Genomic DNA, 11,941 nt, shown 5'->3' on the forward strand with positions numbered 1-11,941 from the left:
TGTGGTGAACTTTGACTCTACACCACCGCCCCGGCGTTCGGATCGTTCGGGTCGCCGCCCTCCTTGGCGGGGCCACCCTTGATCAGATCCTCGCGCTTGACGCCCAGCCACATCGCAATGGCCGCGGCCACGAAGACCGACGAGTAGATGCCGAACAGGATGCCGATCGTCAAGGCGACCGCGAAGTAGTGCAAGGTCGGTCCGCCGAACAGCAGCATCGACAGCACCATCATCTGCGTGCAGCCGTGGGTGATGATGGTGCGGCTCATCGTCGAGGTGATCGCGTGGTCGATCACCTCGTGGGTGTTCATCTTGCGGAACCGGCGGAAGGCCTCGCGGATCCGGTCGAAGATCACCACCGATTCGTTGACCGAATAGCCCAGCACCGCCAGCACCGCCGCCAGCACCGCCAACGAGAACTCCCATTGGAAGTAGGCGAAGAAGCCCAGGATGATCACCACGTCGTGCAGGTTGGCGATGATCGCGGCGACCGAGAACTTCCACTCGAAGCGGATCGCCAGGTAGATCATGATGCCGATGACGACGAAGGCCAGGGCCTTCGCGCCGTCCTCGGCGAGCTCGGCGCCGACCGATGGGCCGACGAACTCGGTTCGCGAGAGCTTCAGCGGCTCGGCGCCGCCGGCGTCGCAGGCCGGGCGGCTGACCGCCTCGCCCTGGGGCGTCGTGTACTGGCGACTCGACACAGTGCCCTGCTCGGCCTTGCACAGCGCCGCAAACACCTGTTCGGCGAGCTTCGACTGCTCGGCCTGCTTCTCGCCGCGGCGCACCGGCAGACGGATCATCACGTCATGCGAGGTGCCGAAGTTCTGCACCTGCACCTCGCCGGACCCCATGCCTTCGACAATGCCGCGCACCTTGGCCAGCTCGGCCGGCTGGACGTACTCGACCTCGAGCACGGTGCCTCCGGTGAACTCGTTCGAGAAGTGCAGCCCCCGCGTTGCGAGGAAGAACACGGCGGCGAGAAAGGTGACGGCCGAGATGATGTTGAACACCAGCGCGTGCCGCATGAACGGGATGTCGCGCCGGATTCTGAAGAATTCCATGAGGTGACCTTTGGGGATGGGCGCGTACGGCGCGGGTCAGGCCTTGTCGGCAGCGTCGGAGGTGGCCGGCACGGCAGCGCCTTCAGGGCGCCAGACCTGGCCGATCGAGACCGACTTCAGTTTCTTCTGCCGGCCGTACCAGAGGTTGACCAGGCCGCGCGAGAACATCACCGCCGAGAACATCGAGGTCATGATGCCCAGGCAGTGCACGACCGCGAAGCCGCGGATCGGGCCGGAGCCGAAGGCCAGCAGCGCGAGGCCGGCGATCAGCGTGGTGATGTTGGAGTCCAGGATGGTCGCCCAGGCGCGCTCGTAGCCCGCGTTGATCGCGGCCTGGGGCGACGCGCCGCCGCGCAATTCCTCGCGCACCCGCTCGTTGATCAGCACGTTCGAGTCGATCGCCATGCCCAGCGCCAGCGCGATCGCCGCGATGCCCGGCAGCGACAGGGTGGCCTGCATCATCGACAGCACCGCGATCAGCATCAACAGGTTGAAGGCCAGCGCCAGCGTCGAGAACATCCCGAACAACAGGTAGTACAGACACATGAACACGGCGATCGCAGCGAAGCCGTAGGTCACGCTGGCGAAGCCCTTGGCGATGTTGTCGGCACCGAGGCTCGGGCCGATCGTGCGCTCCTCGATGATCTCCATTGGCGCGGCAAGCGACCCGGCGCGCAGCAGCAGCGCGGTGTCGCTGGCCTCCTGCGTCGTCATCCGGCCCGAGATCTGGAAGCGCGCGCCCAGCTCTCCGCGGATCACCGGTGCGGTCACGACCTCGCCCTTGCCCTTCTCGAACAGCAGGATCGCCATGCGCTTGCCGATGTTCTCGCGCGAGATGTCGCGCATGATGCGCGCACCCTTGGCATCGACCGTCAGGTGCACCGCCGGTTGCTGGTGATCGTCGAAGCCGGGTTGTGCGTCGCTCAGGCTGTCGCCGGTCAGGATGACCTGGCGCTTGACCATCAGCGGGCCACCGCCACGCTCGACATACCGTTCGGTGCCGAAGGGCACCGGCCCGCCGCCGGTGGCCGCCGCGGCGGCCTCGGCCGAGTCGTCGACCATGCGCAGTTCGAGGGTCGCGGTACGGCCGATGATGTCCTTGGCCTTGGCGGTGTCCTGCACGCCGGGCAGCTGCACGACGACGCGGTCCAGCCCCTGCTGCTGGATCACCGGCTCAGCCACGCCGAGCTCGTTGACCCGGTTGTGCAGCGTCGTGATGTTCTGCTTGAGCGCCGCTTCCTGCACCTTGCGCATCGCCTCGGGCTTGAGCGTGCCGGTCAGCGTCAGGTCGCCGTTGCCGGCCGTGCCTTCGGCCCAGAGCACGTCGGGCTGGGTCTCGGCAAGGACGGCCTGGGCGCTCGCGCGCACCGCGGCGTCGCGAAAGCGCAGTTCGACGGTGTTGCCTTCGCGCGTGATGCCCGAGTGGCGGATGTTCTTGTCGCGCAGCGTGGTCCGGATGTCGCCGGTCAGCGATTCGGCCTTCTTCGTCAGCGCGGCCTTCATGTCGACCTGCATCAGGAAGTGCACGCCGCCGCGCAAATCCAAACCCAGGTACATCGGCAAGGCGTGCAGCGTCGTCAGCCACTGGGGCGAACGCGACACCAGGTTCAGCGCGACGATGTACGAGGGATCGGCCGGGTCGGTATTCAAGGCCTTGGACAGGGCGTCCTTGGCCTTGATCTGCGTGTCGGTGTCGGCCAGCCGCGCCTTCACCGAATTGCCCTCGAACTGAACGAAATCGGGCTGGATGCTGGCGCCTTGCAGCACCTGCCGCACCCGCTCGACCATCGCCGCGTCGATCTTCAGCGTGGCCTTGCCGCTGGAGACCTGCACCGCCGGCGCTTCGCCGAAGAAATTGGGCAGCGTGTAGACCAGGCCGACCACCAGCGCGAAGGCCAGCAGCAGGTACTTCCACAGGGGATATCGGTTCATGTCGGGCTTTCGTGCCGGTGGCCGGACGCGCAGCGCGGCGCCGCCGGCGTGGTGCGCGTGACGCGCACCGTCAGATCGAGGCGCAGCGGCTTACTTGTAGCTGCCCTTGGGCAGCACCTGAACCACCGCCGAGCGCTGGACCTGGATCTCGACGTCCTTTGCGACCTCGACGTGCAGCACGCTGTCACCCAGCTTGGCGACCCGGCCGATCACGCCGCCGCCGATGACGACTTCGTCACCCTTGGCCAGCGCGTCGATCATCGCCTTGTGCTCCTTCTGCCGCTTCATCTGCGGGCGGATCATGATGAAGTACAGCACCACGAACATCAGCACCAGCGGCAGGAACTGCATCAGGCTGCCGGCGGTGCCGCCATTGGTGGCAGTGCTCTGGGCGTAGGCATTGGAAATGAACACGGAGGGGTCCTTCTTCAGTGACAGTGCGCCGGTCGGCGGCGCGGCATTGTAGTTGGGGGCACCGCGCCATCGAACCAGGCCGGGCCACAAACAAACAAGCCCTCGCTACACACGGGTAGGGAGGGCTTGGCGTCAACCTCGATCGGGCCGAACCTCGATCTCGAAATCGCTGGTTGGGTGACTGGTTGCGGGGGCAGGATTTGAACCTGCGACCTTTGGGTTATGAGCCCAACGAGCTACCAGACTGCTCCACCCCGCGACAGAAAGACGAACTATAGCATGGAATTCGGCTACAGGCCAGCCTCGTTCAGGCTTTTCCCGAAACGCGCGCTGTTCTGGAAGCCAATCACCCGCGGCTCGCGCAATTCCTTGCCCTGTGCATCGAAGAAGATCGTGCCCGGCGGGCCAAAGAGCTGGAAGCGCTTGAGCAGCGCGCGGTCGTCGTCGCTGTTGGCTGTCACGTCGGCCTTGAGCAGCAGGGCCTTCGACAAGCGGGCGCGGATGTCGGGATCGCTGAAGGTGAAGCGCTCCATCTCCTTGCAGGAGACACACCAGTCGGCGTAGAAGTCGAGCATCACCGGGCGGCCGGCACGCTGCAGCTGCGCATCGAGCTCGGCAAGGCTGCGCACCGGCGCGAACGGCAAGGGCGCGGCGACCGCGACTTCGCCGTGATCGGCCGCCATCGCCAGGTGGGCCAGCGGCTGCAACGGGTCGCGCCCGCCGGACGCCGCACCGCCGAGCATCATCACGCCCCAGGCCAGCGCCGCGACACCGGCCGCGCGCTGCAGCCAGACGCGGGGCGCACCGCTGTGCGGATTCGCATCGAAGGGACGCAGCATGAAGCCGCTGATCAGCAGCAGGGCGCCCCACAGGGCCAGAACGACAGGCGCCGGCAGCACCGGCTGTACGACCCACAGCGCCACCCCCAGCAGCACCAGGCCGAAGAAGCGCTTGATCACATGCATCCAGGCCCCCGAGCGCGGCAGCCATGCGCCGGCCGACGCACCGAGCAGTAGCAGGGGAGTACTCATGCCGACCGCCAGCGCGAACAAGGCGCTCGCCGACAACGCCACGTCGCGAGTCTGGCTGAGGAACAGCAGCGCCCCAGCCAGCGGCGCGGTGACACAGGGGCTGACGATCAACGCCGACAAGCCACCCATCAGGAACACGCCTGCCAGTTGGCCCCCGGGCAGCCGACGCGAAGCCCCGTCGAGCTTGTTCGACAGGGCGTGCGGCAGCCGCAGTTCGTAGACATCGAACATCGACAGCGAGAACAGCGCCAGCAGCAGCGCGAAGCCTGCAAGCACCGCAGGCTTTTGCAGCGCCGCCGCCAGCCCCTCGCCGGCCAGGCCGGCAGCGACGCCGAGCGCGGTGTAGACCAGGGCCATGCCCAACGAGTACGAGGCCGCGAGCAGGAAGCCGCGCCGGCGCGAGACCTCGGCGCCGCCGGTCAGGATCGACGACAGGATCGGCAGCATCGGCAGTACGCAAGGCGTGAATGCGAGCAGCAAGCCCATCAGCCAGAAAGCTCCGACGGCCGTCCACCACGAACCGCTTTGCAGCACCCGCTGCACCCGGTCACCCTCGCCCGGCGCGTCACCCGATGTGAGGCCCGGCGAAGCCTCGGCCGGCGCCCGCGAGGCTCCGAGCACCTGGCCTGCGACCTTGGCCATGGCACCTTCGCCGAGCAGCGCGACCGACCCGTCGCCCCCGAACCCGGCGAGCGAGACACGCACCTGCCGGGTCAGCGGGGGGTAGCACAGGCCGGCGTCGGCGCACCCTTGGGAGACCACGTCGAGCGTGAATCCATCGGCGCCTGCCTGGCTGACCGGCAGGCGCACGTCGAGCGGGCCATGGTAGGTCTCGACGTTCTTCTGGAAGTTCTCGTCGAACTTCACCTGGCCGGCTGGCAACTCCGGCTCGCCCAGCGTCGCGCCGGGGGTGGCGAAGTGGAGTTTCTCTCGGTAGAGGTAGTAGCCCGGGACAGTGCGAAAGCTCAGCACCAGCGTCTTCGGGCCGTCGGCGCGCACCTCGAGCGGGAAGGCCTGCTCGGGCTCGAGGAACTCGTCGGCCGCGCGTGCCGGCGCCGCGGCGAACGCCAGCCAGACCGCCAGCAGGCAGCCCAACAACCAGGCCGGCAGGGGTGGGGACCAAGGCCGTAGCGGGTTCAACGATCCATTCATGTCGTTCTCAGAGAATCAAGCGCCGCGCGGGTTCCGCGCCGTTGGGCGCCGCAGCGGCCTCGTGAGCCTCTGGCCGCGCAAAAAACAGAAAGGGCCAGCATGGCCGGCCCTCTTTCTCGATCGTGTCTCGCTGGTACCTCGCAGGAGGAACCGCTGATGCGGCTTATTCCACCGCCGCTTCGGCAGGCTCGCCCGCCACTTCGGGGCGATCGACCAGCTCGACAAAGGCCATCGGCGCATTGTCGCCGACGCGGAAGCCCATCTTCAGAATGCGCGTGTAGCCGCCCGGGCGGGCCTGGTAACGCGGGCCCAGTTCATTGAACAGCTTGGTCACGACGTCGCGGTCGCGCAGGCGGGCGAAAGCCAGGCGGCGATTGGCCACCGTCGGCTGCTTGCCCAGCGTGATCAGCGGCTCGACGACCCGGCGCAGTTCCTTGGCCTTGGGGACCGTGGTCTTGATGGCCTCGTGCTGCAGCAGCGAGACGCACATGTTGCGCAGCATCGCTGCGCGGTGCTCGCTGGTGCGGTTGAGTTTACGAAGTCCGTTGCGGTGACGCATGGTGTGCTTTCCTTTCCTTATCGAACCCCGGCCGTGTCAGGTACCGGGGCTTGCACATCGCGCTGTGAATCTCAGCGCTTGTCCAGGCCCTGCGGGGGCCAGTTCTCGAGGCGTGCGCCCAGCGTGAGACCACGCGAGGCAAGCACTTCCTTGATTTCGTTGAGCGACTTGCGGCCCAAGTTCGGCGTCTTCAGCAGCTCGGTCTCGGTGCGCTGGATCAGGTCGCCAATGTAGTAGATGTTCTCGGCCTTCAGGCAGTTGGCCGAACGCACCGTCAGCTCGAGCTCGTCGACCGGACGCAGCAGGATCGGGTCGAACACCGCCGAGCTCTTGGCCGGCTGGTCGAATGTGGCGATGTCGCCCACGTCCAGCTGGGCGAAGACAGCGAGTTGCTCGACCAGAATCTTGGCCGACGCGCGGATCGCTTCCTCCGGCGAAATGGCGCCGTTGGTCTCGATCTCCATCACCAGCTTGTCCAGGTCGGTGCGCTGCTCGACGCGGGCATTCTCGACCGCGTAGCTGACCCGCTTGACCGGCGAGAAGGAGGCATCCAGCACGATGCGGCCGATCGACTTGGTCGGCTCGTCGCCGTAGCGGCGCAGGTTGCCCGGCACGTAGCCACGGCCCTTCTCGACCTTGATCTGCATGTCGAGCTTGCCGCCTTGCGCCAGGTTGGCGATGACGTGCTCGGGATTCACGATCTCGACGTCGTGCGGCGTCTGGATGTCGGCCGCGGTAACCGGGCCTTCGCCTTCCTTACGCAGCACCAGCGTGACTTCGTCCCGGTTGTGCAGGCGGAAGACCACGCCCTTCAGGTTCAGCATGATGTGCACGACGTCTTCGGCAACGCCGTCGACCGTCGAATACTCGTGCAGCACGCCGGCGATCGTGACCTCCGTCGGCGCGTAACCCACCATCGACGACAGCAGCACGCGACGCAGCGCGTTGCCGAGCGTGTGACCGTAGCCCCGTTCGAACGGCTCGAGCGTGACCTTGGCGCGATGGCCGCCAAGCGGCTCCGCAACGATGGCTTTGGGTTTCAGCAGATTGGTTTGCATGTAAGTCCTGTTCCTCTCAATACCCTCGGCTCGTTACACCGATAAGGCTGACGGACCACACCGGAGCGCGAAAGCGCCACCGCGGGACCGGCTTGCCGCGGCAGCGTTGGTCGCGCGCGCCACACGGGCGCACGCGCCTCGAAACGACATCAACGCGAGTACAACTCGACGATCAGCGATTCGTTGATCTCGGCACCGAACTCATCGCGGTCCGGCACCTTCTTGAACACGCCTTCCATCTTGGAGGCATCGACCTGCACCCAGGCGGGCATGCCGATCGACTCAGCCAGCTTCAGGGCGTCAGCCACGCGCAGTTGCTTCTTCGATTTCTCGCGGATCGCAACCACATCGCCGGCCTTGACCTGGTACGACGGGATGTTGACGACCTGGCCGTTGACCGTCAGCGCCTTATGCGACACCAACTGGCGCGCTTCGGCCCGGGTCGATCCGAAGCCCATGCGGTAGGCGACGTTGTCCAGGCGCGATTCCAGCAGGAACAGCAGGTTGGCGCCGGTGTTGCCCTTGCGGCGGTCGGCTTCGGCGAAGTAGCGGCGGAACTGGCGCTCGAGCACGCCGTACATCCGCTTGACCTTCTGCTTCTCGCGCAGTTGCAGGCCGAAATCGGAGGTGCGCGAGCCGGAAGTGCGGCCGTGCTGGCCGGGCTTCGAATCGAACTTGGCCTTGTCGCTGATGGCGCGGCGGGCGCTCTTCAGGAACAGGTCAGTGCCTTCACGGCGAGACAGCTTGGCCTTGGGTCCAAGGTAACGTGCCACGTTGCTTCCTTCTTAGGTGTGTTGCTGACGCGCCCATTTGCTCGTTGCGGCACCACGAGGGTGCCGCCGGGCCGGCGCGCGAGTCTGGCGGGTGTTGTCGAATGCGCTCAGACGGTGGTCTTCGGAGTGAATAAGCCGACCGCGGAGACAATCCGCGGTCGGCATTCGGGAAACTCTCCATTGTAGCAGGGTCGCATCGACCCCGCGCTGCATCAGATGCGGCGGCGCTTTTGCGGGCGGCAGCCGTTGTGCGGAATCGGGGTGATGTCCGAAATCGAGTTAATGCGGATGCCCAGCGAAGCGAGCGCGCGCACCGACGACTCGCGGCCGGGGCCGGGGCCCTTGATCCGGACGTCGAGGTTCTTGATGCCTTGTTCCTGCGCGGCACGGCCGGCCACTTCGGCGGCGACCTGCGCAGCGAACGGGGTCGACTTGCGCGAGCCCTTGAAGCCCTGACCGCCCGACGAGGCCCACGACAGCGCCCCGCCTTGGCGGTCGGTGATCGTGATGATCGTGTTGTTGAACGAGGCATGCACGTGGGCAATGCCGTCCGCGATGTTCTTGCGGATCTTCTTGCTCACACGCCGCGCGGCGGTGTTGGCAGGTGCTTTGGCCATGTTGTGTTCTCTTTCCTAGGTCCGTGGGGCGACGCTTACTTCTTCAGCGCGGCAGCACCCTTGCGCGGGCCCTTGCGGGTCCGGGCGTTGGTGCGGGTGCGCTGACCGCGCAGCGGCAGGCCGCGGCGGTGGCGGAAGCCGCGATAGCAGCCCAGGTCCATCAGGCGCTTGATGTTGATCGAGATCTCTCGGCGCAGGTCGCCCTCGATCGTCAGCCGGCCCACCTCTTCCCGGATCTTCTCCAGGTCGTTGTCGGTCAGGTCCTTGACCTTCTTCGAGTAGGCGATGCCGACCGCGTCGCAGATCTTCTGCGCCGTCGTGCGGCCGATGCCGTAGATGTGCGTCAGGCCGATCTCCGCGTGCTTGTGCGGCGGGATGTTGATACCAGCAATACGTGCCATTGTGCTTCCTTCGATTCGCTGTCAGCCGTCGTGGCTCAACCCTGACGCTGCTTGTGGCGGGGGTCCGTGCAGATCACGCGAACCACGCCGTTACGGCGGATGATCTTGCAATTGCGGCACATCTTCTTGACCGAGGCCGAGACTTTCATGGTCTTCTCCTGGAGGGGTCCAAACGCTTACGGAACGTTGATCACTTTGCGCGGAAAACGATCCGAGCGCGACTCAAATCGTATGGCGTCAGCTCGACAGTCACCCGGTCACCAGGGAGGATGCGGATGTAGTGCATGCGCATCTTGCCGGAGATGTGCCCGAGGACCACATGCCCGTTTTCCAGCTTCACACGGAAGGTGGCATTGGGCAGGTTCTCGAGGATCTCGCCCTGCATCTGGATGACGTCGTCTTTCGCCATTGTTTCTTTTGCTGGCAGCTGTTCGAGTCGGTTCAGCTGGCCTTGAAATTCGCCTTCTTCAGCAGAGACTCGTACTGCTGACTCATCACATACGACTGCACCTGCGCCCAGAAGTCCATCGTGACGACCACGATGATCAGCAGCGAGGTTCCGCCGAAGTAGAACGGTACGTTGTACTTCAGCACCAGGAATTCAGGCAGCAGGCACACGGCCGTGATGTAGATGGCCCCCGCCAGCGTCAGCCGCGAAAGGATCTTGTCGATGTGCCGTGCGGTCTGCTCACCGGGGCGGATGCCGGGGATGAACGCGCCGCTCTTCTTCAAGTTGTCCGCCGTCTCACGGCTGTTGAACACCAGCGCCGTGTAGAAGAAGCAGAAGAAGACGATCATCGCGGCATACAGCATCACGTAGATCGGCTGCCCCGGCGACAGCGCCGACGAGATGTCTTTCAGCCAGCGCAAGCCCTCGCCGGTGGCAAACCATCCGACGATCGTGGCCGGCAGCAAAATGATCGACGACGCGAAGATCGGCGGGATCACCCCCGACATGTTCAGCTTCAGCGGCAGGTGCGACGACTGGCCGCCATACACCTTGTTGCCGACCTGGCGCTTGGCATAGTTGACCAAGATCTTGCGCTGGCCCCGCTCGACGAACACGACAGCGAAGGTCACGCCGATCACGATCGCGATGATGAACAGCGAGGCGATGATGCTCATCGCGCCGGTGCGCACCAGTTCGAACAGGCCGCCGATCGCATTGGGCAAGCCCGCCGCGATACCGCCGAAGATCAGGATCGAGATGCCGTTGCCGAGGCCACGCTCGGTGATCTGCTCACCCAGCCACATCAGGAACATCGTGCCAGCCACCAGGCTGACGACTGCGGTGATGCGGAAGCCGAAGCCCGGGTTGATCACGAGGCCCGCCGACCCTTCCAGTGCCAGCGCGATGCCCAGCGACTGGAACAAGGCCAGCAGCAGCGTGCCGTAGCGCGTGTACTGCGTGATCTTGCGACGGCCCGACTCGCCTTCCTTCTTCAGCGCCTCGAGCGACGGCACCACGTAGCTCATCAGCTGCATGATGATCGAGGCCGAGATGTACGGCATGATCCCCAGCGCGAACACCGTGAACCGCGACAGAGCACCACCCGAGAACATGTTGAACAGGTTCAGGATGCCGCCCTGCTGGCCCTGGAACAGCGCCTGCAGTTGTTGCGGGTTGATGCCCGGTACGGGAATGTGCGCGCCAAGGCGGTAGACCACGAGCGCCAGCAGCAGAAAGACAAGCCGGCGACGCAAGTCGCCGAACTTGCCCGTCTTGGCCAGCTGATTCGGGGAGGTTGCCACGAGGGTGGGTGTCCTTCGAGTCGTTAGCGAGGCTGCAGCCGCTTCAGGCCAGCGAGCCGCCGGCGGCTTCGATCGCCGTCTTGGCGCCGGCGGTCGCGCCGATGCCCTTGAGCGTGACCTTCTTGCTCAGTTCGCCCGACTTGATGACCTTGACGTTCTTCACCAGTTCGCCGACCAGGCCGGCTTGCTTGAGCGTCAGCAGATCGACCTCGTCCGCGCCCAGCGCCTGCAGTTCCTGCAAGGTAACTTCGGCGTTGAACTTCAGTTGGGCTGACTTGAAGCCGCGCTTGGGCAGGCGACGCTGCAGCGGCATCTGGCCGCCTTCGAAGCCAACCTTATGGAAGCCGCCGGCGCGGGATTTCTGGCCCTTGTGGCCACGACCGGCCGTCTTGCCCAGGCCCGAGCCGATGCCACGGCCGACACGGCGCTTGGCGTGCTTGGCGCCGGTGGCCGGCTTGATCGAGTTGAGTTGCATTTGCTGTTCCTCGTCGGTGGGTGCCTTACAGCACCTGCACCAGGTAGGCAATCTTGTTGATCATGCCGCGCACCGCGGGGGTGTCCTCCAGCACGCGCTCGCTGTTGAGCTTGCGCAGGCCGAGGCCGCGCACGGTGTCGCGGTGCGAGGCCTTGCAGCCGATCGGGCTGCGGACCAGCTTGACCTTCAGGGTCTTCTTGGCATCCGTCATCGAAGTTCTCCTGCGTGGCCGATCAGTTGAAGATCTCTTCAACCGACTTGCCGCGCTTGGCAGCGACCTCGGCCGGCGTGGTCGAGCGCTTCAGCGCGTCCAGCGTGGCGCGCACCATGTTGTACGGGTTGGTCGAGCCGTGGCTCTTGGCGACGATGTCGGTCACACCCATCACCTCGAAGACCGCGCGCATCGGGCCGCCGGCGATGATGCCGGTACCGGCCGGCGCCGGCGCCATCAGCACCTTGGCCGCACCGTGCTCGCCTTCCACCACGTGGTGGATGGTGCCGTTCTTCAGGCTGACCTTGACCATGTTGCGGCGCGCCGCTTCCATGGCCTTCTGCACCGACACCGGCACTTCCTTGGCCTTGCCCTTGCCCATGCCGATGCGGCCGTCGCCGTCGCCGACGACGGTCAGCGCCGCGAAGCTCAGCGTGCGGCCGCCCTTGACGACCTTGGTGACGCGGTTGACCGCGATCATCTTTTCCTTCAGGCCGTCGTC

Annotated in this window: 15 protein-coding genes and 1 tRNA gene; all 16 read right to left on the reverse strand. The window is 65.7% G+C overall.

The features are described 5' to 3' along the window. Window positions 1-17 precede the first annotated feature (17 nt). Window positions 18-1,064: a protein translocase subunit SecF gene (gene secF / locus VJ693_RS21940; protein WP_324157726.1), complete on the reverse strand. Its 1,047-nt coding sequence runs from the start codon at window positions 1,062-1,064 to the stop codon at window positions 18-20. 36 nt (window positions 1,065-1,100) lie between these two features. Next, window positions 1,101-2,996, reverse strand: a complete 1,896-nt coding sequence (gene secD / locus VJ693_RS21945; RefSeq protein WP_324157728.1) for a protein translocase subunit SecD — start codon at window positions 2,994-2,996, stop codon at window positions 1,101-1,103. Between the two features lie 90 nt (window positions 2,997-3,086). Then, complete coding sequence (gene yajC / locus VJ693_RS21950; RefSeq protein ID WP_324157730.1) at window positions 3,087-3,410, reverse strand: preprotein translocase subunit YajC; 324 nt, start codon at window positions 3,408-3,410, stop codon at window positions 3,087-3,089. Window positions 3,411-3,592: 182 nt separating this feature from the next. Further along, window positions 3,593-3,669, reverse strand: a tRNA-Met gene (locus VJ693_RS21955). 31 nt (window positions 3,670-3,700) lie between these two features. After that, window positions 3,701-5,593 (reverse strand): protein-disulfide reductase DsbD, encoded by a 1,893-nt coding sequence (gene dsbD, locus VJ693_RS21960; RefSeq protein WP_324157732.1) that lies wholly within the window; start codon window positions 5,591-5,593, stop codon window positions 3,701-3,703. A 163-nt stretch (window positions 5,594-5,756) separates the two neighbouring features. Then, on the reverse strand, window positions 5,757-6,152 hold the full coding sequence (gene rplQ / locus VJ693_RS21965; protein WP_324157734.1) for a 50S ribosomal protein L17: 396 nt from the start codon (window positions 6,150-6,152) through the stop codon (window positions 5,757-5,759). A gap of 71 nt (window positions 6,153-6,223) precedes the next feature. After that, window positions 6,224-7,210: a DNA-directed RNA polymerase subunit alpha gene (locus VJ693_RS21970; protein ID WP_324157735.1), complete on the reverse strand. Its 987-nt coding sequence runs from the start codon at window positions 7,208-7,210 to the stop codon at window positions 6,224-6,226. Window positions 7,211-7,359: 149 nt separating this feature from the next. Next, window positions 7,360-7,983, reverse strand: coding sequence for a 30S ribosomal protein S4 (rpsD, locus tag VJ693_RS21975; RefSeq protein ID WP_324157737.1), 624 nt, complete (start codon window positions 7,981-7,983; stop codon window positions 7,360-7,362). Between the two features lie 212 nt (window positions 7,984-8,195). Further along, window positions 8,196-8,600, reverse strand: coding sequence for a 30S ribosomal protein S11 (rpsK, locus tag VJ693_RS21980; protein WP_324157739.1), 405 nt, complete (start codon window positions 8,598-8,600; stop codon window positions 8,196-8,198). Between the two features lie 35 nt (window positions 8,601-8,635). Further along, window positions 8,636-9,001 carry a 30S ribosomal protein S13 gene (gene rpsM, locus VJ693_RS21985; protein WP_324157741.1) on the reverse strand — a complete coding sequence of 122 codons (366 nt, stop codon included), beginning with the start codon at window positions 8,999-9,001 and terminating at the stop codon, window positions 8,636-8,638. Between the two features lie 35 nt (window positions 9,002-9,036). Further along, the gene (gene rpmJ / locus VJ693_RS21990) at window positions 9,037-9,150 is read right to left on the reverse strand and encodes a 50S ribosomal protein L36 (protein ID WP_058933616.1); all 114 of its coding nucleotides are present in this window, start codon (window positions 9,148-9,150) and stop codon (window positions 9,037-9,039) included. A 41-nt stretch (window positions 9,151-9,191) separates the two neighbouring features. Next, a complete protein-coding gene (infA, locus tag VJ693_RS21995; RefSeq protein WP_089416251.1) occupies window positions 9,192-9,410 on the reverse strand; it encodes a translation initiation factor IF-1 in 219 nt (72 codons plus the stop codon). Between the two features lie 32 nt (window positions 9,411-9,442). Further along, the gene (gene secY, locus VJ693_RS22000; RefSeq protein WP_324157745.1) at window positions 9,443-10,753 is read right to left on the reverse strand and encodes a preprotein translocase subunit SecY; all 1,311 of its coding nucleotides are present in this window, start codon (window positions 10,751-10,753) and stop codon (window positions 9,443-9,445) included. Window positions 10,754-10,796: 43 nt separating this feature from the next. Continuing rightward, on the reverse strand, window positions 10,797-11,228 hold the full coding sequence (gene rplO / locus VJ693_RS22005; protein ID WP_324157747.1) for a 50S ribosomal protein L15: 432 nt from the start codon (window positions 11,226-11,228) through the stop codon (window positions 10,797-10,799). 25 nt (window positions 11,229-11,253) lie between these two features. After that, the gene (rpmD, locus tag VJ693_RS22010; protein WP_324157748.1) at window positions 11,254-11,439 is read right to left on the reverse strand and encodes a 50S ribosomal protein L30; all 186 of its coding nucleotides are present in this window, start codon (window positions 11,437-11,439) and stop codon (window positions 11,254-11,256) included. A 22-nt stretch (window positions 11,440-11,461) separates the two neighbouring features. Then, window positions 11,462-11,941: 30S ribosomal protein S5 (gene rpsE / locus VJ693_RS22015; RefSeq protein WP_324157750.1), on the reverse strand; the 480-nt coding region annotated here is incomplete at its 5' end.

The organism is Ideonella sp., from assembly GCF_035254525.1.
Lineage (GTDB): Bacteria > Pseudomonadota > Gammaproteobacteria > Burkholderiales > Burkholderiaceae_C > Ideonella.